Annotated in this window: 16 protein-coding genes, 1 tRNA gene, 1 other RNA gene and 3 pseudogenes; 10 read left to right on the top strand and 11 right to left on the bottom strand. The window is 72.8% G+C overall.

Annotated elements, in window-relative coordinates; all coding sequences use genetic code 11:
• Nucleotides 1–70: 70 nt before the first annotated feature.
• The 5 genes and pseudogenes from AC0AIB_RS18065 to AC0AIB_RS18045 all read right to left on the bottom strand — a co-directional run bounded on the left by AC0AIB_RS18065 (nt 71) and on the right by AC0AIB_RS18045 (nt 2,986).
• Nucleotides 71–1,070 (bottom strand): annotated as a pseudogene (locus AC0AIB_RS18065) (YihY/virulence factor BrkB family protein).
• Nucleotides 1,063–2,070 (bottom strand): diacylglycerol/lipid kinase family protein, encoded by a 1,008-nt coding sequence (locus AC0AIB_RS18060; protein ID WP_328338611.1) that lies wholly within the window; start codon nt 2,068–2,070, stop codon nt 1,063–1,065. Before AC0AIB_RS18060 ends, AC0AIB_RS18065 begins: the two are co-directional and overlap by 8 nt.
• 113 nt (nt 2,071–2,183) lie before the next feature.
• Nucleotides 2,184–2,378 (bottom strand): annotated as a pseudogene (locus AC0AIB_RS18055) (Clp protease N-terminal domain-containing protein); the annotation flags it as partial.
• 180 nt (nt 2,379–2,558) lie between these two features.
• Nucleotides 2,559–2,750 (bottom strand): annotated as a pseudogene (locus AC0AIB_RS18050) (Clp protease N-terminal domain-containing protein); the annotation flags it as partial.
• Nucleotides 2,750–2,986, bottom strand: a complete 237-nt coding sequence (locus AC0AIB_RS18045; RefSeq protein WP_067310060.1) for an HTH domain-containing protein — start codon at nt 2,984–2,986, stop codon at nt 2,750–2,752. The gene AC0AIB_RS18045 and the pseudogene AC0AIB_RS18050, both read right to left, overlap by 1 nt.
• Nucleotides 2,987–3,101: 115 nt before the next feature.
• Between AC0AIB_RS18045 and AC0AIB_RS18040 the strand changes: the two genes are divergently transcribed.
• The 4 genes from AC0AIB_RS18040 (at nt 3,102) to AC0AIB_RS18025 (ending at nt 8,300) form a co-directional block, all read left to right on the top strand.
• Nucleotides 3,102–3,932, top strand: coding sequence for a PP2C family protein-serine/threonine phosphatase (locus AC0AIB_RS18040; protein WP_328338615.1), 831 nt, complete (start codon nt 3,102–3,104; stop codon nt 3,930–3,932).
• A 54-nt stretch (nt 3,933–3,986) separates the two neighbouring features.
• A complete protein-coding gene (locus AC0AIB_RS18035; RefSeq protein ID WP_328338617.1) occupies nt 3,987–4,817 on the top strand; it encodes a universal stress protein in 831 nt (276 codons plus the stop codon).
• 126 nt (nt 4,818–4,943) lie between these two features.
• Nucleotides 4,944–7,346 (top strand): phosphoketolase family protein, encoded by a 2,403-nt coding sequence (locus AC0AIB_RS18030; protein ID WP_465097110.1) that lies wholly within the window; start codon nt 4,944–4,946, stop codon nt 7,344–7,346.
• Nucleotides 7,347–7,433: 87 nt separating this feature from the next.
• Nucleotides 7,434–8,300, top strand: coding sequence for a universal stress protein (locus AC0AIB_RS18025; protein ID WP_465097109.1), 867 nt, complete (start codon nt 7,434–7,436; stop codon nt 8,298–8,300).
• A 21-nt stretch (nt 8,301–8,321) separates the two neighbouring features.
• On the opposite strand, the gene AC0AIB_RS18020 is transcribed toward AC0AIB_RS18025, so the two are convergent.
• Nucleotides 8,322–10,673, bottom strand: coding sequence for a heavy metal translocating P-type ATPase (locus tag AC0AIB_RS18020; RefSeq protein ID WP_465097108.1), 2,352 nt, complete (start codon nt 10,671–10,673; stop codon nt 8,322–8,324).
• A 187-nt stretch (nt 10,674–10,860) separates the two neighbouring features.
• On the opposite strand from AC0AIB_RS18020, the gene AC0AIB_RS18015 reads away from it, so the two are divergent.
• Both AC0AIB_RS18015 and AC0AIB_RS18010 read left to right on the top strand, forming a co-directional pair.
• The gene (locus AC0AIB_RS18015) at nt 10,861–11,871 is read left to right on the top strand and encodes an Acg family FMN-binding oxidoreductase (RefSeq protein WP_328338623.1); all 1,011 of its coding nucleotides are present in this window, start codon (nt 10,861–10,863) and stop codon (nt 11,869–11,871) included.
• Between the two features lie 85 nt (nt 11,872–11,956).
• Complete coding sequence (locus AC0AIB_RS18010; RefSeq protein WP_328348871.1) at nt 11,957–13,627, top strand: sensor histidine kinase; 1,671 nt, start codon at nt 11,957–11,959, stop codon at nt 13,625–13,627.
• A gap of 65 nt (nt 13,628–13,692) precedes the next feature.
• On the opposite strand, the gene AC0AIB_RS18005 is transcribed toward AC0AIB_RS18010, so the two are convergent.
• Nucleotides 13,693–14,331: a response regulator transcription factor gene (locus AC0AIB_RS18005; protein WP_328338625.1), complete on the bottom strand. Its 639-nt coding sequence runs from the start codon at nt 14,329–14,331 to the stop codon at nt 13,693–13,695.
• Between the two features lie 166 nt (nt 14,332–14,497).
• Between AC0AIB_RS18005 and AC0AIB_RS18000 the strand changes: the two genes are divergently transcribed.
• Both AC0AIB_RS18000 and AC0AIB_RS17995 read left to right on the top strand, forming a co-directional pair.
• Complete coding sequence (locus tag AC0AIB_RS18000; RefSeq protein ID WP_328338626.1) at nt 14,498–15,472, top strand: Acg family FMN-binding oxidoreductase; 975 nt, start codon at nt 14,498–14,500, stop codon at nt 15,470–15,472.
• Between the two features lie 972 nt (nt 15,473–16,444).
• Nucleotides 16,445–17,038 (top strand): hypothetical protein, encoded by a 594-nt coding sequence (locus AC0AIB_RS17995; RefSeq protein WP_465097107.1) that lies wholly within the window; start codon nt 16,445–16,447, stop codon nt 17,036–17,038.
• A 215-nt stretch (nt 17,039–17,253) separates the two neighbouring features.
• On the opposite strand, the gene recR is transcribed toward AC0AIB_RS17995, so the two are convergent.
• The 4 genes from recR to ffs form a co-directional block, all read right to left on the bottom strand.
• Nucleotides 17,254–17,847 (bottom strand): recombination mediator RecR, encoded by a 594-nt coding sequence (gene recR / locus AC0AIB_RS17990; protein WP_328342103.1) that lies wholly within the window; start codon nt 17,845–17,847, stop codon nt 17,254–17,256.
• Between the two features lie 6 nt (nt 17,848–17,853).
• Nucleotides 17,854–18,162: a YbaB/EbfC family nucleoid-associated protein gene (locus AC0AIB_RS17985; RefSeq protein ID WP_328349003.1), complete on the bottom strand. Its 309-nt coding sequence runs from the start codon at nt 18,160–18,162 to the stop codon at nt 17,854–17,856.
• A gap of 108 nt (nt 18,163–18,270) precedes the next feature.
• Complete coding sequence (locus AC0AIB_RS17980; RefSeq protein WP_465097106.1) at nt 18,271–21,075, bottom strand: DNA polymerase III subunit gamma and tau; 2,805 nt, start codon at nt 21,073–21,075, stop codon at nt 18,271–18,273.
• Between the two features lie 108 nt (nt 21,076–21,183).
• Nucleotides 21,184–21,273, bottom strand: an RNA gene (gene ffs, locus AC0AIB_RS17975) — signal recognition particle sRNA small type.
• A gap of 82 nt (nt 21,274–21,355) precedes the next feature.
• Between ffs and AC0AIB_RS17970 the strand changes: the two genes are divergently transcribed.
• Nucleotides 21,356–21,440 (top strand) — tRNA-Ser (locus AC0AIB_RS17970).
• 408 nt (nt 21,441–21,848) lie between these two features.
• Entirely contained in the window at nt 21,849–23,243 is a 1,395-nt protein-coding gene (locus tag AC0AIB_RS17965; RefSeq protein ID WP_465097105.1) for a hypothetical protein, read from the top strand.
• The last annotated feature ends 442 nt before the right edge of the window (nt 23,244–23,685 follow it).

Raw genomic sequence — 23,685 nt, 5'->3', positions numbered from 1 at the left:
TGCGTCGACGTGGCGAGGCGCGCTGTACCCGATTCCGCCGCCCCGTACACGCCCGTCCGGTGTGGCGGGGTCAGAGTGCTGTCATCTCACCGGTGTCGAAGCTCCACCTGCTCGGCCTCGGGCTCCCACAGGTCGGGCTGGGCCGGCTCGGGAGCGCCGATCCGCATCGCCTCCAACTGGGCGGCGAAGGACAGCCCGCCGAAGAGCGCCATGCCGGTGAGGTTGGCCCAGAGCAGCAACGCCATCATCCCGGTCAACGCCCCGTACGTCTGGCCGAAGCCGCCGCCGAACTTGACGTACCCGGCGAGCAGCAGGCTGGCCAGCCACCACAGGGCGGTGGCGATGCCGGCGCCGAAGAAGAGCCAGGACAGGCCGGGCTGCTTACGCCGGGGGGCGTGCCGGAAGATCACCGCCACCGCGACCACTGTCAGCACCAGGCTCAGCGGCCAGCGCACCGCCTCCCAGACGCCGGCGGCGAGGTCACCCCACTCGTAGTGCCGCTGCACCGATTCGCCCATCGCCCCGCCGCCGACCAGGATCAGGAACCCGGCCAGCGCGGGCAGGCCGGCGACCACGGCGAGCACCGCCGCCCGCAGGTACTTCCGCAGCGCCGGACGGTCCCGTTCCACCCCGTAGATCCGGTTCGCGCCGCGTTCGATCTGGGCCATGGTGGTGGTCAACGCCACCAGGCCGGTGATCAGACCGAGGGTCAGCGCCAACTCGCCCTTGCTCTCGGTGCGGTCGCTGTCGCCGAGCAGGTCCTGCACCACCTGCTCGCTCTGCCCGGGGGTAAGCGCCAGCACGGTGTCGGCGACCACCCGGCCGCCCTCCTCGACGCCCAGGTCGCTGATCAGACCGGTGAGCGCGATCAGGAACGGGACCACGGCGAGGCAGAGTTGCAGGGCGAAGGCCCGGGAGTGGCTGAACCCGTCGCCGTAGCGGAACCGGATGAAGCCGTCGCGCAGCAGGTGCCAGCCACCGAGCCGGCGCAGCGTACGCCAGGCGTCGTCGGCGGAGAGGTCGTCCGACGCCATCAACCGGGTCTCGGGGACGAGCTTGGTGCTACTCACGGCGGGCTTCCTCGACCAGTTTCTCACCGCGCTTCGCCGCCGCGTCGGCGTCGTGGGCCAGGTCGGGGTCCTGGGCCGGACGCGGCACGCAGAGCCAGAGCGACTCGGGTCTGATCTCGGCGGCCAGGGTCCGGCCCGGCGCGATCAGGTCGCCGTCGAGCTGCCGGGGCTGGGCGCGGTTGCTGGTGATGACGACCTTGCGGGCCCGGTGGACCTCCATCCGGGGGACACTGCCCTGCCGGCGGACCAGGGCCCAGCCCATGGCGAGCCAGTGCCGCACCCGGTTGGGGGTGAGCACCGCGACGTCGAGCCAGCCGTCGTCGGGCTCGGCGTCGGTGAGCAGGCGTACCCCGCCCTGGAGCCGCCCGACGTTGGCGACCAGCACGGTACGGGCGCGACGGCGCACCGGGGGCCGGTCGTCGATCCGGATGGTGAGCCGCATCGGGCGGTCCCGCAGGTGCTTCGCGGCCCCCACCACGTACGCGGGCCAGCCGATCCGGGCCTTGGTGGTCTCGGAGGTGTCGGCCAGCATCTGCGCGTCGAAGCCCATCCCGGCCATCACCGCGAAGCACTTGTCGTCGACGACGCCCACGTCCAGCCGGCGGCGTCCGCGCTCGACGGCCACCTGCAGGCCGGCGGCCAGGTCGTTGGAGAGCCCCAGGTTGGCGGCGAGCAGGTTGCCGGTCCCCTGCGGCAGCACGGCGAGCTCCACGTCGGTGCCGGCCAGCGCGGTGACGCAGGCCATCACCGTGCCGTCGCCGCCGCAGGCGAAGACCAGCTGGGCCCCGGCGGCGACGGCCTGCTCGGTCTGCCCCCGGCCGGGGTCCTCGGCGGTGGTCTCGTACCAGGTCGGGGCCGGCCAACCGGCGGCGGCGAGAGCCTCGTCCACGGTCCGGCGGAACTCGTCGAGGTCGGCCACCTTCGTCGGGTTGACCACCACCGCCGAGCGCGGGGCGCGGTTGTCGCCGGTCACCGTACGCTTCTGCTCTGCACCGTCCACGGCGCAAGTGTGCAGCACCCCGGCCCGCTCAGCGACCCGACGACGGTCGACGTTGCATTGACCGCAAACAGGTTTGAGTGGGCCGGGGGCCGGTCGGCGGCTCAGGCCACCGTGCGGAGCGCCAACTCGACCCGTCGGCGCAGGTCGCCGAGGTCCGCGCCCGCCTCGGTCAGCACCACCGCGCCCAGTCCGCCGCCCTCGCGGAGCAGACCGAGCAGGATGTGTTCGGTGCCGATGTGGCGGTGGCGCAGCCGCAGCGCCTCGCGCAGCGCCAACTCCAGCACCTTGCGGGAGCGGGGCGAGAACGGCCCGCCGACCGGCCGCCGCAGCCGCCACCGCCGACGGGGTGCCGGAACGGCCTCGCGCAGGGCGTCCGGGCCGAAGGAGTCCTCGATCCGGGCGACGATGGCCGCCAGGTCGATGCCGATCTCACGCAGCGCAGCGGCGTCCGCCTCGCCGAGCCCGAGCCCGCCGTCGCCGACGTGCCGCCGGACCCGGGCGCGCAGGTCGTCGGCGTCGAGGCCGGCCTCGACGAGCACCCGGCTGGCGAGCCCGTCGCCATCGGCCAGCACGGCGAGCAGCAGGTGTTCGGTGCCGACGGGGCGTCGTCCGTCGCTCCGGGCCTGCTCGACCGCGCGCTGGACGACCGCCCGGGCCCGGTCGGTGAACCGTTCGAACATCATTCCTCCCAGGTGCCGCGGACCGCCGGTCGCCCGGCGTGCTTCTTGTGGACCGCCTGCCGGCTGACCTCGAGCGCGTCGGCGATCTCCTGCCAGGACCAGCCCTGCCGTCGGGCGTTGTCCACCTGGACCACCTCCAGCCGTTCGAGGAGCCGGCGCAGGGCGAGCACCGCGCGCAGGCCGACCCTGGGGTCGGTGCTGCCGGCTGCCGCCGCGAGTTCCGTCGCCTGACTCATGCCGTCAACCTACGTTGACACCGAACCCCTGTCAACCCGAGTTGACGAAATCGACAGGTACCCGACACGACGCCGGACGCCCGGTCCGGGCCGACGCCGGTGCTACCGTCCGCTGGTGTTCCGTCGCCGCACCGCCGACCAGCCCGTCGAGGCGGCCCACCGGCTGCCCGTCGGCCGGTTCGAGTGGGAGGTCGCCGGCGGTTCCGTGGTCGGCGACCGCTACCCGGCCAACTTCGACGTCCTGCACGTCGACCCGGAACTGCCGTTCGTGGCGGTGGTCGACGGCATGGGCGAGGGCGAGGGCAGTCGGATCGCCGGCAGCACCGCGCGGGACACCCTGCACGAGCTGGTCCACGCCGGCTGGCCCGCCGTCGGCCCCCACGAGCTGCGGACCGCGGTCACCGAGGCACAGATCCGGGTACGCCGGGCCGGTGCCGCCCTGGACGAGCTGGCCGGCTGCACGCTGACCGCCCTGCTCGCCGAGCCAGACGGCGCGCTGGCCTGGATCGTCCAGCTCGGCGACTCCCGGGCGTACCGGCTGCGGGACGGGTTGCTGGAGCTGGTCACCGTGGACCACACGATGGCCTGGCTCGGCGTGCTGCACGGCTGGTGGCCGGCGAACTCCCCGGAGGCGGTCCGCGCCCGCTACCAACTGCTGCGCTACCTGGGCCACCCCGACCGGCCGGACCCGGACCTGCTCGGGGTGCCGCTGCGCCCCGGTGACACCTGGCTGCTCTGCACCGACGGGGTCAGCGACCAACTCGACTACCACCGGCTACGGGAACTGCTCTCCGAACCGGACCCGACCCGGGCGGTCCGCGCCCTGCTCGCCGCGACCCTGGCCGCGGGCGGCAGCGACAACGCCACCGCCGTCGTGCTGCGCGTACACCGGCGTGACCAGGCCCGTCCGGCCGATCGGGCTCCGCCACCCGCCCCGCGCGACTAGCGTCGGTGGGGACGGCGTGGCCGTACCGTGCGGGACGCCCGGGAGGTGAACCGGATGACCGGATCCACCGGCGGCCCGGTGGTGGTCGGCGTCGGCCCGACACCGACCGACCTCGCGGTGGTCCGGCTGGCCGCCCGGGAGGCCGCCGCCCACGGTCGGGACCTGGCCCTGCTGCACGCCTTCAACTGGGAGGCCGCCCTCGCCGGCCCGTCGCTGGTCGGCAGCCGGGACGCCGCCGAGGAGCTGATCGCCCGCGCCGCCAGCACCGCGAACGAGGTCGAAGCGGGGGTGTCGGTAAGCGGTGAGATCGTCGAGGGGGCCCCGGTCGGCGCCCTGGTCCGCCGCTCCGAGACGGCGTTCCTGGTGGCCATCGGGGACGGCGGGATGGCCGGCTGCGGCAGGTGCGTGCCGGCCGACGCGCCGGCCGTGCAGCTCGCCGCGCGGGCCGGCTGCCCGGTGCTGGTGGTCCGCCCCGACCCGCCGCCTCCGGGGCCGGTGCTGGTCGGCGTGGACGGCTCGCCCGGCTCCCGGGCCGCGCTCGACTTCGCCTTCGGCTGTGCCGTCCGCCGACCGGCCCGGGTCGTCGCGGTGCGGGTGGTCGAGCCGGGGTGGCCCGACGACGGCGACGACCTGCTCACCGCGCTGGTCGCCGAGGTCGGCCGGCACCACCCGGACGTGCCGACGGAGTGCCACACCGTGCACGGCGCCCCCGGGACAGTCCTGGTGGAGCAGTCCCGGTCGGCGCAGGTGGTGCTGGTCGGCGCCCGGGGCGACCAGCCGGGGCGGGGGATGCTGGGCGAGGTGAGCCAGACCCTGCTCTACCACGCACCGGCACCGGTCATCGTCGTCCGTGGCCTGGTTTCCGCCGCACCGGCCGGGGCATGAGGTCCCCGGCCGCCGGGACCAACGGCCCTGACCGGTGACCCCCCGGAACGCGAAGACTGGGTCTGCCCGGGGCGAAACGGCGCTTCCGGGTGCAGAACTCCCCGACCCGCGAGAGGCTTTGGCAGCATGGACACCGCTCTCGACCTGCACAGCCCCCTGACCGACGACGAGCTGCGCCGGCTGGACGCCTACTGGCGGGCGGCGAACTACCTGACCGTCGGGCAGATCTACCTGCTGGACAACCCGCTGCTGCGCGAGCCGCTTACCCCCGAGGACGTCAAGCCCCGGCTGCTCGGCCACTGGGGCACCAGCCCCGGCCTGAACCTGCTCTACGCGCACCTCAACCGGGTCATCGTCAACCGCGACCTGTCGGCCATCTTCGTCACCGGCCCCGGCCACGGCGGCCCGGCGCTGGTCGCCAACACCTGGCTGGAGGGCACCTACAGCGAGCTGTACCACTCGGTCAGCCGCGACGAGACCGGCATGCAGCGGCTGTTCCGCCAGTTCTCCTTCCCCGGCGGCGTCCCGAGCCACGTGGCACCGGAGGTGCCGGGCTCGATCCACGAGGGCGGCGAGCTGGGGTACGCCCTGAGCCACGCCTACGGTGCCGCCTTCGACAACCCGGACCTGCTGGTCGCCTGCGTCATCGGCGACGGGGAGGCGGAGACCGGCCCGCTGGCGGGGAGTTGGCAGTCAAACGTCTTCCTCAACCCGGCCCGGGACGGCGCGGTGCTGCCCATCCTGCACCTCAACGGCTACAAGATCGCCAACCCGACGGTGCTGGACCGGATCCCCACCGAGGACCTGCTCGGCCTGATGCGCGGCCACGGCTACCAGCCGTACCTGGTCGCCGGGGACGACCCGGAGCAGGTGCACCAACTCCTCGCGGCCACCCTGGACCGCGCCTGCGACGAGATCGCCGAGATCCAGCGGGTGGCCCGCTCCGGCGGCCGGGTCGAGCGCCCGCGCTGGCCGATGATCATCCTGCGGACCCCGAAGGGCTGGACCGGCCCGGCCCAGGTCGACGGCAAGCAGGTCGAGGGGACCTACCGGGCCCACCAGGTGCCCATCGCCGAGGTACGCGACAACCCGGAGCACCTGGCCGAGTTGGAGCGCTGGCTGCGCAGCTACCGACCGGAGGAGCTCTTCGACGCCACCGGTGCCCCGGTCGCCGAGCTGGCCGCGTTGCCGCCCAAGGGCGAGCACCGGATGAGCGCCAACCCGGTCACCAACGGCGGACGGGTGCTGCGCGACCTGACCCTGCCGGACTTCCGCGACTACGCCGTCGACGTCCGGCAGCCGGGTGAGCCGGTGGTCGGTGCGGCCGGCGTGCTCGGCACCTGGGTCCGCGACGTGATCACCGCCAACCCGCAGACCTTCCGGCTGTTCGGCCCGGACGAGGTCGCCTCCAACCGGCTCGGGGCCGCCTTCGAGGTCACCGACCGGGCCTTCGTCGGCCGGATCGAGCCGACCGACGACCACCTCTCCCCCGACGGCCGGGTGATGGAGGTGCTCTCCGAGCACCTGTGCGAGGGCTGGCTGGAGGGCTACCTGCTGACCGGCCGGCACGGCATCTTCACCAGCTACGAGGCGTTCATCCACATCGTCGACTCGATGGTCAACCAGCACGCCAAGTGGCTGAAGGTGACCCGGGGCATCCCCTGGCGGGAGCCGATCGCCTCGCTGAACTACCTGCTCTCCAGTCACGTCTGGCGGCAGGACCACAACGGTTTCTCGCACCAGGACCCCGGTTTCATCGACCACGTGGTCAACAAGAAGGCCGAAGTGGTCCGGGTCTACCTGCCGCCGGACGCCAACACCCTGCTCTCCACCATGGACCACTGCCTGCGCAGCCGGCACTACATCAACGTGGTGGTGGCCGGCAAGCAGCCCGCGCCGAACTGGCTGACCATGGACGAGGCGGTCCAGCACTGCCGGCGCGGCCTGGGCATCTGGGACTGGGCCAGCACCGACGACGGCCAGGAGCCCGACGTGGTGCTCGCCTGCGCCGGTGACGTGCCGACCCTGGAGACCCTCGCCGCCGCCGACCTGCTCCACCAGCACCTGCCCGAGCTCAAGGTGCGGGTCGTCAACGTGGTCGACCTGATGCGGCTCCAGCCGTCGTCGGAGCACCCGCACGGCCTGCCGGACAACGAGTTCGACACCATCTTCACCCGGGACAAGCCGATCATCTTCGCCTACCACGGCTACCCGTGGCTGATCCACCGGCTCACCTACCGCCGGGCCAACCACGACAACCTGCACGTGCGCGGCTACAAGGAGGAGGGCACCACCACCACGCCGTTCGACATGGTGATGCTCAACGACCTGGACCGCTTCCACCTGGTCATCGACGTCATCGACCGGGTGCCCGGCCTGGCCGCCCGCGCCGCCCACCTGCGTCAGGAGATGGTCGACACCCGGCAGGCCTGCCGCGATCACACCCGCCGGTACGGCGAGGACGACCCCCGGGTCGCCGAGTGGCGCTGGATCCGGGAGACCCAGCCGGCCCAACTGGACGGTCAGTGACCCGCCGCCGCCCGCTGTGGGCCGGCCTACCGGCCCAGAGCGGGACCACCACCACCCCGTGACCAGCACCCAGGAGAGGACGAGACGATGAGCACCGACGAGATCCTGGTCGGCTACGACGGTTCCGCCGACGCGGGGGTCGCCCTGGACTGGGCGCTGGCGGAGGCGCAGCGCAGCGGACGCCCGGTCCGCCTCGCGTACGTCTTCGAGTGGCTGACCGTCGCCGGGTGGGTCGGTCCCGGGGTGGCCCCGGGGATCTGGCCGGACGACGACGCCCGACGGCAGGTCGACGAGTTGGTGCAGAAGGCCGCCTCGGACGCCGCTGCCGGCTGCCCCGGCGTCACCGTGCACGGTGAGGTCTTCGACGGGCCGCCCGCGCTGGTGCTGGAGGAACGCTCCGCCGAGGCCGGGTTGCTGGTGCTCGGCAGCCGGGGTCACGGTGGCTTCGCCGGCCTGCTCGCCGGTTCCACGGCGGTCTCGGTGGCCGCCCACGGGCACTGCCCGGTGGTGGTGGTCCGCGAGGGGCAGGCCAAGGCCGCCGGCCCGGTGGTGGTCGGCTTCGACGGCTCCGACCAGGCCCGCACGGCACTCGGTTTCGCCGTCGAACGGGCCGCCCAACGGGACACCCCGCTGCGGGTATTGCGGGCCTCCGCACCGCCGGACGACCGTTGGCGGCCGTCCGAGCCCTACGCCGAGGCGACCCTCGCGGCGGACCGGGTCGAGATCGAGGAAGCCCTCGCCGGATGGCGGGAGACCTTCCCCGACGTCCCGGTCACGGTGGAGATCGCCCCGGCCCGACCGGCCGCCGCGCTCGTCGAGGCGAGTCGGGAGGCGCAGCTCGTGGTGGTCGGCAGCCGGGGCCGGGGCGGGCTGCGCGGGATGCTCCTCGGCTCGGTCGGCCAGCAGCTCATCCAGCACGCGCACTGCCCGGTCGCGGTCGTCCGCGAACGCTGACAGCCCGCCGGGGTCGGCGGCTCACCGGTGGCCGGGAACGGGCGGGGTGGGCGGGTCGGGGGCCAGGGAGGAGTAGTCCTCCTCTTCCCGGGCCAGGTGCAGGCGCAGCACCGCGTCCAGCCCGTACAGGCTGGCGAGCAGGTCGGGCACCTGGTCGGGGCGCAGCCGCCCGTCCGCCTGGGCCAGGTGACCGCCGATCCGGTCGACCAGCCGGTGGATCTCCACGTGTTCCCGGCTCATCGTGGACGTCGCCTCGTCGCCGCCGAGTGGCCCGGTCAACGCCGGATAGAGCTGCCGCTCCTCGGCGCTGTCGTGCGGCAACACCTCGTCGGTCAGCCGGCGGTGCGTGTCGCGCAGCGCCGGCAGGCACCCCTCGGCCGTCGGTCGGGTCGCCACCAGGTCGGCGGTGTCGCGTACCCGGGCGAGCACGTCGCGTACCCCGGCGTGCTGGCCGGCGTACCGGTCGAGCAGCTCGCGGGTGGCCGGCGGGACGTCCCGGCGGCGCAGCCCACCGCGCAGCGCCCGGAGCGCGTTGAGGATCACCAGCACGTCGATGCCCTCCTGGAGGAAGGCACCCGCCACCGGCGGCAGCCGACCGGCGGCGGCGACCAGCATCGCCAGCACCGCCAGCCCCATCCCGACGGCGGCGCTCTGCACCGCGATCCGACGGGCGTACCGGGCGATCTCGACGGCGTCGGCGAGCCGGTCCAGCCGGTCCACGGTGATCACCGCGTCGGCGACGTCCGCCGAGGCGGTCGCCCCGGTGGCCCCCATCGCCACCCCGACGTGCGCCGCCGCCAGCGCGGGCGCGTCGTTCACCCCGTCGCCGACCATCACGGTGACCGCCCGCCGCGACTCCTGCCGGACCCGGGCCACCTTCTGCTCCGGGGAGCACCGGGCCAGCGCCTCGTCCACCCCCACCAGCCGGGCCACCTGCTCGGCGGTACGCGGTCGGTCCCCGGTGAGCAGCAGCAGCCGGGTCAACCCGGCCTCCCGCAGCCGGCGTACCGTCCGCCGGGCGTCCGGGCGGACCGGGTCCTCCAGCAGGATCGCGCCGAGCGGGCCGTGGTCGTCGCTCACCCACACCGTCGACCAGCCGGCCAGCTCGGCCCGGTCCCGGGCCAGCTCCGCCCAGTCGGGCAGATCACCGCTGAGCTGCCCGACCCGCACCGGCCGGCCGTCGACCCGGCCGCTGACCCCCCGCCCCGGTTCCTCGGTCACCTCCGTCGGCTCGACCAGCGCCAGCCCCCGCTGACGGGCCTGCCGCACCAGCGCCACGGCCAGCACGTGCGGAGAGAGTTGCTCCACCGACGCGGCCAGCCGCAGCACCTCGTCCCGGTCACCACCGGGGGCGACCACCGTCTCCGCCGCCCGGGGCCGCCCGGCGGTCAACGTGCCGGTCTTGTCGACAAGCAGGGTGCGGGCCCGGCCGAGCAACTCCAGCGAACCGCCGTCGCGCACCAGCACGCCCCGCCGGGCCACCCGGGACAGCCCGGAGACGATCGCGATCGGGGTGGCCAGCAGCAGCGGGCACGGCGTCGCCACCACCAGCACGGCCACCGCCCGGACGAACTCCCCCGACCACCACCAGGCTCCCCCGGCCAGCAGCAGGGTGAACGGGACGAACGCCGCCGCGTACCGGTCGGCGAGCCGGACCGTCGGCGCCCGGTGGGCGGTCGCCTCCTGCGCCAGCCGGACGATCCCCGCGTACGTGCTGCCCGCCGCGTCCCGGGTGGCCCGCAGGCCCACGGCGGCGCCGGCGTTGACGACCCCGCTGGGCACCTGTTCCCCGGCGGCCCGGCCGGCCAGTTGGGACTCACCCGTCACCACCGACTCGTCGAGCGTCGCCGGGGCCGCCAGGACACCGTCGACCGGCACCACGTCGCCCGGCCCGACCAGCAGCTGGTCGCCCACCGCGACCCGGTCCAGCGCAATCACCTCGATGCCCCCGTCGGGGGTGCGCCGCCGCGCCTGCCGGGGGGCCCGCTCCAGCAGGGCGCGCAGGTCACGGGTCGCCCGCCCCTGGGCGTACGCCTCCAGCGCCCGACCGGTCGCCACCATCACCGCGATCACCGCACCGGCCAGGTACTCGCCGACCAGCAGCGCGCCGGCCAACGCCAGGACGGCGATCACGTCCACCCCGAACCGCCGCCGCCACAGCTGACGCAGCACCGCCCAGACCGCCGGCACCAACGCCACCAGGGTCACCGCCGCCCAGATCCCGTCGGCGGGGCCGCGCCGGCCGGTCAGCCACAGCGCCGCCCCGGCCAGCACCGCCGCGGCGAGCAGGGTCAGCGGCGTCCACTCGCGCCAGTGCACCCGGTGCCGGCCGGCCGGCCGCTCCGGAACGCACTCCTGCGGTGCCGTGCCCACCTGCGGATCGTCCCAGCGGCCCGACGCCGGCGACACGGAACCGGGAAACCACCGGGCCGAAAGGCCCCCGAGGAGGGACCTGCGGACCCTGCGCCCGGCCGCACCGGGCAGGACAGGATGGAGCGGCATCCCCGCCCGCGGACCGACCGGGTGGGGCACGATGGGGAGAAACGGAAAGGTCGTGCCGATGAGCCACCAGACGCCTGCGACGGACCGCCCGCTGACCACCGCGCTCGCGGAGGCGGCCGCGACGGCCGGTCACGCCCCCTCGGTGCACAACACGCAGCCGTGGCGGTGGCGGGTCCTGCCGGACGCCCTCGAACTGCGGGTGGTCCGGGACCGGCAGCTCACCGCCGCCGACCCGGAGGGTCGCCTGCTGGCGCTGAGCTGCGGCGCGGCCCTGCACCACGCCCGGGTGGCGCTGGCCGCCGAGGGCTGGACGGCGGTGGTCGAGCGGCTGCCCGACCCGCAGCAGCCGGACCTGCTGGCCCGGTTGACCGGCCTGGACCGCTCCGGGGCCGACCCGGACGCGATGCGTCTGGTGCAGTGCATGCAGGTGCGGCACACCGACCGTCGGCCGGTCAGCGACGAACCGGTGTCCGGCGGGGCGATCGACGACATCGTCCGCGCGGCGGACGCCGAGGGTTCCCGGTTGCAGATCCTCGACTCCGACCAGGTGATGGAGTTGGCCGCCACCGCCTCGCACGCCGCGACGGTGGAGGCGGAGGACCCGCAGACCCGCGAGGAGTTGCAGTACTGGACCAACCGGGCGGGCAGCGGCACCGGCCTGCCGCCTGAGGTGCTGCCGCACGACCAGCCGCAGACCACCGTCCCGGCCCGCGACTTCGGCAGCCCCGGTGACCTGCCGGTGGGCCCTGGGCACGACCGGGCCGCCGCGTACGGGCTGCTCTACGGCGACGAGGACGAACCGGACAGCTGGCTGCGGGCCGGCGAGGCGCTCTCCGCCCTCTGGCTCGCCGCCACCCGGCACGGGGCGTCGGTGGTGCCGCTGTCCGGCGTGGTCGAGGTGCCCGGCACCCGGCAGACGCTGCGGCAACTGCTCAGTGGGCTCGGCTACCCGTACCTGGTGCTGCGGATCGGGATCGCGGACCCGGCGCACGCCGGCCCGCCGCACACCCCGCGGCTGCCCACCGAGCAGGTGGTGGACACCTCCGCGGTCCGCGAACAGCGGGCCTGACGGTCTCGTGTCGGGCGGTAACATCGCCCGCGTGGCCGCCAGCACACCGACTCCCCGCAACGAACACCCGACCCCCTCGCTGGGGCTGAGCCCGTTGTCCCGGGTCCGCCTCGACGAGCTGCTCCAGGAGATGCTGGACCGGGTCGGCGACGTGGTGACCAGCCGGGAGCGGCTGCGGGCGCTGCTCGACGCGGTGGTCGGCATCGGCACCGACCTCGACCTGCGCAGCACCCTGCAACGGATCGTGCAGGCGGCCTGCGAGCTGGTCGGGGCGCGTTTCGGCGCGCTCGGCGTGATCGGGCCCGACCGGCTGCTGCACGACTTCATCACCCACGGCATCGACGCCGAGCTGCACGCGAAGATCGGTGACCTGCCGCACGGTCGGGGGGTGCTCGGGCTGCTGATCGACGAGCCCCGCCCGGTCCGCATGCCGGACATCACCCAACATCCCCAGTCGTACGGCTTCCCGCCGCACCACCCGCCGATGCACAGCTTCCTCGGGGTGCCGGTACGCATCCGCGACCAGGTCTTCGGCAACCTCTACCTGGCCGAGAAGCAGGGCGCCCCGGAGTTCACCGAGGACGACGAGGAAATCGTCGTGGCGCTGGCCGCCGCCGCCGGGGTGGCCATCGAGAACGCCCGGCTCTACGCGCTGGCCCACCGCCGGGAACGCTGGCTGGCCGCCACCGCCGAGATCACCTCGGTGCTGCTCGGCGAGGTGCGCCGTACCGACGCGTTGACCCTGGTGGCCCGGCGGGCCCGGGAGGTCGCCGAGGCGGAGCTGGCGCTGGTGCTGCTATACGACGAGGATGCCGGCCAGTTCACCGTCGAGGTGGTCGACTCCGCCGACGGCGACGCCGCGGGGCTGGTCGGCGCGGTGCTGCCGGCCACCGAGACCAGTTTCGCCGGGTCGGTGACCGAGCATCGCCGCGAACTGCTCGACGACCTGGCCGAGGCGGCACCCTGGCCGGTGCCGGTGGTCGCCGGCCCGGCGGTGGTCTCCCCGCTCGCCGCCGCCGACACCCTGCACGGGGTGCTGGTGGTCGCCCACCGGCCCGACTCCGGCCGGGCCGCCGACGCCGACGTCACGCTGCTGGCCAGCTTCGCCGGCCAGGCGGCGCTGGCCATGGAGCGGGCCCGCGGCCAGGAGGAACGGGAGCTGCTGGTGGTCCTGGAGGACCGCGAACGGATCGCCCGGGACCTGCACGACGTGGTGATCCAACGGCTCTTCGCCACCGGCCTGCAACTGCAGAGCGGCGCGATGAACGCCCGCCCCGAGGTCGCCAAGCGGATCAACGCGGCCGTCGACGACCTCGACGCCACCATCCGGGACATCCGCCGCACCATCTTCGAGCTGCGGACCCCGATGAGCGCGGCGCTGCGCACCGAGATCCGGGAGGCGGTCGACGTGGCCGCCGGGTCGCTCGGCTTCCGCCCCGAGGTGGAACTCGACGGCCCGATCGACAGCGCCGTGCCGGAACCGGTCCGTCCCGACCTCACGGCCGTGCTCCGCGAGGCGCTGTCCAACGCGGTACGCCACGCCGGGGCCAGCCGGCTCGCCGTCGCCGTACGGGTGGACGCGGGCCGGGTCACCGTGACGGTCACCGACGACGGGGTGGGCTGTGACCCGGCCGCCGCCCGGGGCGGCCTGGTGAACCTGCGTGAACGTGCCGAGCGTCACGGCGGCGAGTTCGAGGTACGCCGGGTCGACCCGCACGGCACCCAGCTCTACTGGTCGGTCCCGCTGCGCGACTGATCCGGGTGGCCGGGTAGCGGCCGTTCGGGTCGGCGGTCGCTGGACCGGTGGCGTCCGCCTGCGGGTCAGGGGCGCTGGCCGAGGAGGCGGGTGGCGAGCACGGCGGCCTGGGTGCGGCGTTCCAGGCCCAACTTGGCCAGCACGCTGGAGACGTAGTTCTTCACGGTCTTTTCCGCCAGGAACATCTTGCCGGCGATCTCCCGGTTGGTCAGCCCCTCTGCCACGTACTCCAGGATGCGGCGTTCCTGCTCGGTGAGGGATTTCAACTCGCGGGGCTGCTCGACGCCGTTGCGGATGCGTTCCAGCACCCGGGTGGTGATCGCCGGGTCGAGCAGCGACTGCCCGGCCGCCACCCGGCGCACCGCGTCGACCAGGTCGGTGCCCCGGATCTGCTTGAGCACGTAACCCGCCGCCCCCGCCATGATCGCGGCGAACAGCGCCTCGTCGTCCTCGTACGAGGTGAGGATCAGCCCCTTGATCGACGAGTCCACCGCCCGGACGTCCCGGCACACGTCGATGCCGTTGCCGTCGGGCAGCCGGGCGTCGAGGATCGCCACGTCGGGCCGGAGCGCGGGAATCCGCCGGGCCGCCTCCTGCGCGGAGCCGGACTCGCCTACCACTTCGATGTCGCCGCTGCTCTGCAACAGGTCGGCAAGGCCACGGCGGACGACTTCGTGGTCGTCGAGGAGGAACACCCGGATCATCCCTCGTTTCTACCCGCCCGGACCGGCCCGTGCACGGGCCGAAGGTCCCTAACCTGGCGCGTCGCCCCGGGAAGGGTGGCCCGGCGGGTCGGGACGTCCGGCCCTGCCCGGCCCACCCCGGGTGACCGACCGTGGAGGGGAACCAGGCCACGGAAGGAGCACGACCATGGGCACCGGTTTCACCGAGGCACAGCTGCGGACCGCCGTCGCGGACGCCGTCCGCGCGCCCTCCCTGCACAACACCCAGCCGTGGCGGTTCCGACTGCGCGACGGCGGGATCGAGGTGTCGGTCGACCCGGCCCGCCGGCTGCCGGCCACCGACCCGAGCGGCTGGGGCACCCGGATCGCCGGCGGCGCGGCCCTGTTCAACATGCGGTTGTCCCTGGCCGTGGCGGGCACCCCGGCGACGGTACGGCTGCGCCCGTACCCGGCCGACCCGGACGTGCTGGCCCGGCTGCTCCCGGAACTGCCGCGCCGCCCCACCCCCACCGAGCAGAGCCTGTACGCGGCCATCGGCCGCCGGTTCAGCAACCGGGCGCCGTTCTGGCCCGACCCGGTGCCCGCCGACGCCCGCTGGCGGCTCGGCGAGGCGGCCCGTGCCGAGCAGTGCTGGCTGGAACTGGTGATCGGGGTGAGCGCGGTCAACGCCTTCGCCGAGATCGCCCACAGCGCCCACCGGGTGCTCGAACGCGACCCCGCCTACCGGGCCGAACGCGCCGACTGGGTCCGCACCGAGCCCGCCCCCGACGGGGTGCCGGCCCGCGCCGGAGGCCCACAGACCGAGCCGCAGGACCTGCTGCCGTCGCGCGGTTTCGGCGGCCTGGACCGGGCGCCCGGCCGCGACTTCGAGCCGGAACCGCTGGTGGCGGTGCTCGGCGCGGCCGGTAACACGGTCGTCGACCAGGTGCTGGCCGGGCAGGCGTTGCAGCGGGTCCTGCTGACCGCGACCGACGCGGGGCTTGCGGTGTCGCTGCTGTCGCAGCCGATCGAGGTGTCGGGGGCACGGGAGGCGCTGCGGTTGTCGCTGGGGCGTTTCGGCACCCCGCAGATGGTCATGCGGATCGGGTACGGCCAGCCGGGGGTGGCCACCCCGAGGCGGACCGTGGACGAGGTGCTGGACGTGGCGGTGGCACCCGGCTGACCGTCGTCACCCGCACGGCTATCCGGGGTATGGGGTGTCGCGCTGTTGGATGTGGCGGCTGAGGCGAAGGCGAACGGTGTCGTGGATGGGGGATGTGGTCGAACTCGGCGGGGTGGACGAAGCGGACCTCGCGCAACGCACCGGCGGCGTCGCGTACCGCCCGGGGCACGCCGTCCCAGGTGTCGACCATCAGGTCCCATTCGCCGCCGGCCACCGCGGTCAGCCCTGCCAGCCGGCTTGCCCACCGCCTGCGGACCAGTACGGATGAATGTCATGTCATACCACTTATGCCGGTTATGCGAATTTTGGATCGGCAGCCAGGGGACGACTCTCGCCCATCGAGTCGCCCGGGCCGCGGAGTGGTACTCCTCCGGGACAGTCATGCCCATGGGGCATTTTTATGACACACAGGCATAAGGCCCTCCGGGCAATGCAGGCCGGCTGGCAGGGCGGGCTGCCTTGGCGGGCTGCCTTGGCGGGCTGCCTTGGCGGGCTGCCTTGGCGGGCTGCCTGGACGCAGGACCGGGGGCACCCTGGCCTGGGAAGGGGCGCGGGCTGAGTGCGCAGGCTGACCTGGGCTGGGGAAGGGGCGCGGGCTGCCCAGGGCTGGTCGGGGTGCGGGGCGGCGCGGCGGGCCTGTGACCGGCGACACTCGCCCGGCGGAATCCGGGCCGGCCCGGAGGCGTTACACCCTGCGTACGACCGCAGCAGCAACCCCCGCTGCCAGGTCCGATGCCTCCGCCCCCGGCGGAATGGCGGTGAGCCGGCGGTCGTTACACCCGGCTCCGGCCCGAGCGGCGAGCCACCCGACGGCACGCCCCCTCACCCGGCGGCACGCCCCGCCGGAGCCCCCCTTTGACTTCCCCCTCGTGAGCGCCCCGACGTGGTGCCCACGCCCCGCGCCCGTTCCCCCGACGGGCACCCCCGACCCCGGTCGGGAGCGCGGGCGTCAACCCCCGAAGGAGCATCCCCATGAACACCACCATCCTGCGCAAGACCGCTCTCGGCATCGCCGGCCTCGCCTTCGCCGGCGGCGTCCTCGCCGGCCCCGCCACCCACGCCCACGCCGCCTCGACCCTCGACACCCGGCCCGTCGCCGTCGCCGTGCAGGCCGACAAGCCCGACAGCGGCAAGCTCATCCCGCACGGCACCCAGGGCGAGCAGTCCCGCATCGACCTCGACGACGAGCAGACCGCCAACGCCAAGGCGATCATCGCCGCCACCAAGAAGTCCGGCCTCGACGAGCGCGCCGCCGTCATCTCCATCGGCACCGCGTTGCAGGAGTCCAAGCTGGAGAACCTCGGCCACCTCGGCGACCGCAACGACCACGACTCCCTCGGCCTGTTCCAGCAGCGTCCCTCCTCCGGCTGGGGCACCCCCGAACAGATCACCGACCCCATCTACTCCACCACCGCGTTCCTCAAGGGCCTCAAGCAGGTCGACGGCTGGCAGGACATGCCCCTGACCAAGGCCGCCCAGACCGTCCAGGTCTCCGCCTACCCCGACGCCTACGCCCAATGGGAGAACCAGGCCGCCGACCTCGTCGCCAAGCACTGGAACAGCTGACCCACACCCGCACCCTCGAAAGACACCGCTGGCCGGCACCCCACCCGGGGGTGCCGGCCAGCGACATGCCGCAGGGGATCGTGGAGAGTTGTTGCTGCCCCAGCGACTGCCCCAGCGACAACAACTCTCCACGAACATGGGACGGCGGAACGCAGCGACCACCTACCCGGGGACGGTGGGCAGCTCCGGACCACCCACCCGGGCCGCAGGGGGTTTCAGACCGCGCGGCGGCCCTCGAAGGCCCGACCCAGGGTGATCTCGTCGGCATACTCCAGGTCGCCGCCGACCGGCAGGCCACTGGCCAGGCGGGTGACGGCGATCCCCATCGGCTTGACCATCAACGCCAGGTACGTCGCGGTCGCCTCGCCCTCGGTGTTCGGGTCGGTGGCGAGGATCAGCTCGCGGATCGTCCCGCCGCTGAGCCGGGTCATCAGCTCCCGGATCCGCAGGTTGTCCGGGCCGATCCCCTCCAATGGGTTGATCGCCCCGCCGAGCACGTGGTAGCGCCCCCGGAACTCACCGGTCCGCTCGATCGCCACCACGTCCTTGGGCTCCTCCACCACGCAGATCACCTCGTCTGTGCGGCGCGGGTCGCGGCAGATCCGGCACTGCTCCGACTCGGCGACGTTGAAGCAGGTGGTGCAGAACCGGACCAGGTCCTTGACCTTGCGCAGCGCACCGGCCAGCCGGTTGACGTCGGCCGGGTCCGCCGACAGGACGTGAAAGGCGATCCGCTGGGCACTCTTCGGCCCGACGCCCGGCAGCCGCCCCAACTCGTCGATCAGGTCCTGGATGGCACCCTCGTACATCTGGGGTCAGAATCCGGGCAGGCCGAGGCCGCCCATGCCGCCGGCCACCGGGCCCATCTTCTGGTCGGTCAGCTCCTTGGCCGCCTCGGCGGCGTTGTGCAGGGCCGCGACGACCAGGTCCTCCAGGGTCTCGACGTCCTCCGGGTCGACCGCCTTCGGGTCGATCCTGATGCTCTTGACCTCACCGGAGCCGGACACCGTCGCGGTGACCAGGCCGCCGCCGGCGGTGCCGGTCACCTCGGCCTCGGCCAACTCGGCCTGGGCCTTGGCGATCTGCTGCTGCATCTTCTGCGCCTGCTTCAGCATCTGCTGCATGTTCGGCTGTCCACCTGGGCGCACGGATGGCTCCTTCTCGCACTCGTCTGCTCGGCCGCGCCCAGCCTAGTCGGGGGCGGCCGGTGGTCCGGTCCGGGGAACGACGCGTCAGCGCGCGTCCACCTCGTCGATCTTCTCGGCGCCGAACGCCTCGCGGAGCAGCTGCACCGCCTGCTCCTCGCTCGACTGCCGGGCGGTCCGCTCGTCGATCACCTCGTCCAGCGGTTCGTCACCCGGGTCGAACCCCTCGTAGGCGGGAGTGGTCCGGGTCGCGCCCGACGTCCCACCAGCACGGGTCGGGCCGTCGTAGTCCGGGTCGTAGGGCGGCTCACCGGCCCACTCAGCGTCGGCGGTCTTGCGCCCTGCCGGCGCGGGCCGGGGCCCCTTACCCGCCGCAGCCGCCCGCGCCGCCGCGATCGCGCTGCTCACCGGCGCGCCGCCGGTCCCGGCCGTCGTCGGCGGCGACGTCTTCGGCGGACCAGCCGGCCTGGGTACGGCGGGCGCAGCGGGCACCGCCGGGGCGGCTGCCGTCACGGTCGCCGTCGCGCCACCTGGTCGGGCGGGTTCGGGCCAGTCGTCGGAAGCGGAGGCGACGCTGGCGGCTCCGCCGGGGCGGGCCGGCTCGGGCCAACCCTCGTCGTCGTCCACACCGACCGCACTGGTCGAGGTGACCGGGGCGTCACCTGGCCCCGCCCTGCCTACCTGGGCTACGGGTCCTCCCGGTGGTCGCACCGCACCACCGCCCGCCGAGCCACCCCGGCCGGTCGTGCCGGCAGAGCCGGCGATGGAGCCCGCGGAGCCCGTCGGGACGGTGGAGCCGGTCGGGGTACCGCCGGGCGAGCCGGCCGGACGAGCCGGGCCGGAGCCGGCGGGAGTTGGTGAGTTGACCGTGGCCGCACCATCGTTCGGGCCCCCACCACCGTTCGAGCCCGCTGCATGACTGCTCGGACCCACCGGACCGCTCGGGCCAGGGCCGGTCGCGCCCGCATGACCGCTCGCGCCCGGACCGCCGGTGGCGGGCTCGGCCGGCGCAGTGGGTGGGGCGGGAGCTGGCCGGGCCGGGCGGGAAGGAGCGCCGGGTGACGCGCCACCCCGCTCGCCGGCCACCTCGCAGCGGATCTGCCAACGACCGCCGAACTCCTCGTACAGCGCCTCAAGAAGCAGATCCGGCTCGGCGGACAGGGCCTGGGCATGGAACGGGTAGCGGAACGTGAGCAGGAGGGACTGCCCGTCCACCTCCCGGACGGTGGCCTCCCTCGCCCAGGCTGCCACCTTCTTGCTCTTCCGGCCGACCTTGCCGACGACATCCGGCCACACCCGGCGCACCGCGACCGCGTCCAGGACACCGGGTGCCGCGGCACCGGGTCGGGGCGGCTCGGGGGTGGCCGGGTCGGGCATGACGGCCGAGGGCGGCACCCGCCGGGTCACCAGGTCCGGGCCATCCACGCCCTGAGCACCGGCCGCTGGGGCGGAGCCGTTCCGGGCAGGGCCACCGGTCGTCGGGGCGGAGTCGTCCCGGGGCGGGCTGGCAGGGGCGGGTGGGGTGGAACCGGTGGGCCGGGAAATGGCCGCCGCAGCAGCGGCGCGGGCGGCAGCCGCCCCGGACAAGCCATCGACAGCCGCCGGCGGGCCGGCGGTCCCCGGGTGGGAGGCGGCGGCAGCCGCACCCGGGGCGGGAGCGGTGGGGCGTACCTCCGGGGCGGCAGCGGCCGGTGCGGAGCCGGCGGCGGCCGGCGGCAGTTCCCCGCCACCCAGGGTGAGCCGGCGTTCCAGCCGTTCCAGGCGCTGGAGCAGGCCGCCGGTGGAGTCGTCGACGCCGGGGAGCAGCATCCGGGCGCAGATCAGCTCCAGCAGCAGCCGTGGTGCGGTGGTGCCGCGCATGTCGACCAGGCCGTTGTGCACGATGTCGGCGCAGCGGGACAGGGTGGCCGGGCCGAGCCGCTGGGCCTGGGCGGCCATCCGCTCGATCTGGTCGGCCGGGCCGTCGATCAGGCCCTTGCCGGCGGCATCCGGGACCTGCTGGAGCACGATCAGGTCGCGCAGCCGTTCGAGCAGGTCCGAGGCGAACCGGCGCGGATCGTGCCCGGCCTCGGCCACCCGGTCGACGGTGGCGTACGCCGCCGCGCCGTCCCCGGCGGCAAGCGCGTCGCACATCTCGTCGATCAGCGCGGAGTCGGTGACGCCGAGCAGCGCGGCGGCCCGGGGATAGCTGACCCCCTCCGGGCCGGCGCCCGCGATGAGCTGGTCGAGCACGGAGAGGCTGTCCCGGGCGCTGCCGCCACCGGCGCGCACCACCAGCGGGAAGACCGCCGGGTCGACGGTCACCCCCTCGGCCTGGGTGAGCTGCTCCAGGTAGGGCCGGAGCACCTTCGGCGGGATCAGCCGGAACGGGTAGTGGTGGGTCCGCGACCTGATCGTGCCGAGGACCTTCTCCGGCTCGGTGGTGGCGAAGATGAACTTGACGTACTCCGGGGGCTCCTCGACCAGTTTGAGCAGGGCGTTGAAGCCGGCCGACGAGACCATGTGCGCCTCGTCGATGACATAGATCTTGAAGCGGCTCTGGGCCGGCGCGAAGAACGCCTTCTCGCGCAGCTCGCGGGCGTCGTCGACACCGCCGTGGCTGGCCGCGTCGATCTCGATGACGTCGATCGAGCCGGAGCCGTCGATGGCCAGCGACCGGCAGGAGTCGCACTGCCCGCACGGCTCGGGGGTGGGGCCCTGCTCGCAGTTGAGCGAGCGGGCCAGGATCCGGGCGCTGGAGGTCTTGCCGCAGCCCCGGGGGCCGGAGAAGAGGTACGCGTGGTTGAGCCGCCCGCTGCGCAGCGCCTGCGACAACGGCTCGGTGACGTGCTCCTGGCCGATGACCTCGGCGAAGGTGCGCGGCCGGTACTTGCGGTAGAGCGCCAGCGTCATTCGCCCCGCCTCCTCTCGACCGGGCCATTCTGCGCCGGTCGGTCGCGGGTGACCACCCACCACCCCGTGACCCGGACCCGCAGGTACGGTACCGGTGGCCGGAGACAAAAAGGCCTCCCGTGCACCCGGCAGAGCTCGCTTATCCTTGCTGCCTTCCGGCCCTGGGGAGGTTCACGAGATACCGCCGCACGGGAGGTACCGCCCACCCTACCCGACCCCTGATGGATCTTCAGGGGGTGGTGGGGTGGCCGGGCGGGCGGGGACCTGTATCCTGGCTCGCGGAGGATTCGCCTAGAGGCCTAGGGCGCACGCTTGGAAAGCGTGTTGGGATAAAACCCTCACGAGTTCGAATCTCGTATCCTCCGCTCGTCCGAGCAGCACGAACGTCAGGGCCGGTCCCAACGGGGACCGGCCCTGAATCGTCTCTACGGTCGCTGCCGTCCTCACTTGCCCTGTTCCGGACGTTCGGGCGGCGAGTCGACGCTGCTCTCCCCTGCCGGGGCTGCGGGTCACCCCAAAGCAGTCCGCCGAGCTGCTGGGCGATGTCCCGGCGCACCTGGTCCGTGCACGAGTTCGACAAGAACCCGTCAGAAGAGGTGACGACCGGCTGCGCTCGTGGTACAAGCTCGTTCGAGCGCTTGGCCAGCCGAGCGGACGGGAAGCTCAGAAGGAAACTTGAGACGAAGACACACCTGCACTTGGTGGGGAGCACCAGATCAGCCCCAAGTTGCGGCCTCGCCGGGCCAGCCTCCGCTAGCAGTCCCCTCCCCGCGATGGCTGCGACCCTCCGAGCTATTGACGGAGGCGTTAGCGTTCCGAACATGCCTCAGCGTTCAATCGCTATCGTCGTCGGTGAGCTTTGGGAAGCTGGAATAGGCTTCTTGAAGCCCTTAGCACTTGACCTCTGGCTGCACGTGAAGCACTGGCCCGCGCTCCAAGCTCTATCCCTCGCTCGGCTACTTCACCGGAGTTGGCTCAAAACCGTTCAGCGATACAGCGCCAACGCCGATGGCCCCACGCGCGATACAGCACTCACCATACGTCGCATTGCGGCTCAATCGGCCATTCATAGGCGTTGGATAGTCAGGGTTGCCCTCTCCAACATCGGCGTCGCCTCCGGGATCATCATCGTCCTTTCAGCTCCACTGCTAGCCGTAACTCTTCTGGATTTCAGCCTTCCGTTGGCGCTGATAGTAGGCGTCGGCCTGTCCGCGTTCACCCTATGGCTTGTAGCCACTTTACTCTTCGGATCATTAGCTCGGATCCCACCATTCTCCCTCGTCCCGCCCTCGGCCAACATAATAGAATTCGGCACGATCGGGTTCGCCGCCTGGTGGATAATCCATGGTGATGGTGCCACCCTACTGGAGGCGCTTCTAGCGGGCTCAGATGTCGTATCTGACGACAAGACCCGCGCCACAGCCGCCGTGAATAGCGTTTTCGTAACCCTGGCGATCTATGTCGCTTGCTCAACCGTGCTGGACCTGTGGTGGAACATCACCGGAGCGCGGTCACCCAGTGAGATCCTTAGTCGACGTATCAACGGTTACCCACCCCCGGCACACATCGTCCTAGAAGCGTATTTGAACCTGATCTCACATATCGAGCACCACAGGTCGGAGCTGCATAGGAGGAAGATAAAAAAGAGAATTATATCAAGCGTTCGGCTGATGCGGACAGATATGCTTGCCGAAGTGGATCGCTGCGTCAAGAGCTACGGCGGCAGCACGTCGGACAGGAATTTTTACCGCAGCAGAGCAGAAGAGTTTTCCCGTCGTCTCAAAGAGCATGAGCTGCGGCTTCTAGACTGCTTAGCGCCGTCTCAGGTTGATGCCGTACTTCGCTCCATGACTGAAGACATAGAGTGTTTGTGCAACGAGGGATGGCCAGGTGCGAACGGTCGCAACAGGCGGAGTATATGGCTGCACGCGACGGGATTCCTTCGTCGCTTAGTGCCTGCGGTGGCGCTGGGAGCCCTTGGGCTTCTCTATCCCCAGTTGCCAATGGTGGATCCAAAGGGGGCGGGGACGGGAGCCGTTCAAGCCACGATAATCAGCACAGCGATCGCTCTTCTGTTCTCATCCGGCTTGCCGCTCGACGGCAGAACAACCGACATACTCGGACGCAGAGGTCGGGACCGAACTGATCCAGATCATCTTGCCGGGTGAAACTGCCCAGCGCGAGCAGTCTCAGTCTCGTTCGTTCAACGTCCGCTCGCGTTCAGCAACATCACTTGCCTGTTCCATTCACTGGCCTGTACTGCCTTAGCCAACCCCGAACGTACCGCAGACTTGAAAAGCGTGGTGGGATAAGATCCTCACGAGTTCGAATCTCGTATCCTCCGCTCTCTTGAGCAGCACAATCTCGAGGGTCGGCCCCGTTCGGGAGCCGACCCTCCGTTGTCTCCACCGGCATCCGGCCGAGGTCGTGCCGCGCTATGACCACGGCAGGACGGGCACTCCGGCCCCCGCGCCGGCCCCTAGTACTGCAACGGCAGTAGGCGAATCGTCTTCGGGTCGGGTTCGTTGGTCTGCCTGTGACGGACGTTGATGTTGATCGTTGGCGTGGGGAGCTGGACCGGCTGCATGCCCGGATCGGGCCTCGGTTTCG

The sequence above is a fragment of the Micromonospora sp. DSM 43699 genome (assembly GCF_055517075.1).
Note: the sequence above shows the minus strand (reverse complement) of the source record. Positions and strands in the feature narration are given on the sequence as shown.

Bases quoted from the DNA above. Each gene is read 5' to 3' on its own strand.
- AC0AIB_RS18015 (WP_328338623.1), top strand. From the start codon at position 10,861: ATGAGCCACCAGACGCCTGCGACGGACCGCCCGCTGACCACCGCGCTC.
- AC0AIB_RS17965 (WP_465097105.1), top strand. From the start codon at position 21,849: ATGGCTGCGACCCTCCGAGCTATTGACGGAGGCGTTAGCGTTCCGAAC.
- recR (WP_328342103.1), bottom strand. From the start codon at position 17,847: ATGTACGAGGGTGCCATCCAGGACCTGATCGACGAGTTGGGGCGGCTG.
- AC0AIB_RS17980 (WP_465097106.1), bottom strand. From the start codon at position 21,075: ATGACGCTGGCGCTCTACCGCAAGTACCGGCCGCGCACCTTCGCCGAG.
- AC0AIB_RS18005 (WP_328338625.1), bottom strand. From the start codon at position 14,331: ATGATCCGGGTGTTCCTCCTCGACGACCACGAAGTCGTCCGCCGTGGC.
- AC0AIB_RS17995 (WP_465097107.1), top strand. From the start codon at position 16,445: ATGAACACCACCATCCTGCGCAAGACCGCTCTCGGCATCGCCGGCCTC.
- AC0AIB_RS18045 (WP_067310060.1), bottom strand. From the start codon at position 2,986: ATGAGTCAGGCGACGGAACTCGCGGCGGCAGCCGGCAGCACCGACCCC.
- AC0AIB_RS17985 (WP_328349003.1), bottom strand. From the start codon at position 18,162: ATGCAGCAGATGCTGAAGCAGGCGCAGAAGATGCAGCAGCAGATCGCC.
- AC0AIB_RS18025 (WP_465097109.1), top strand. From the start codon at position 7,434: ATGAGCACCGACGAGATCCTGGTCGGCTACGACGGTTCCGCCGACGCG.
- AC0AIB_RS18035 (WP_328338617.1), top strand. From the start codon at position 3,987: ATGACCGGATCCACCGGCGGCCCGGTGGTGGTCGGCGTCGGCCCGACA.
- AC0AIB_RS18030 (WP_465097110.1), top strand. From the start codon at position 4,944: ATGGACACCGCTCTCGACCTGCACAGCCCCCTGACCGACGACGAGCTG.
- AC0AIB_RS18000 (WP_328338626.1), top strand. From the start codon at position 14,498: ATGGGCACCGGTTTCACCGAGGCACAGCTGCGGACCGCCGTCGCGGAC.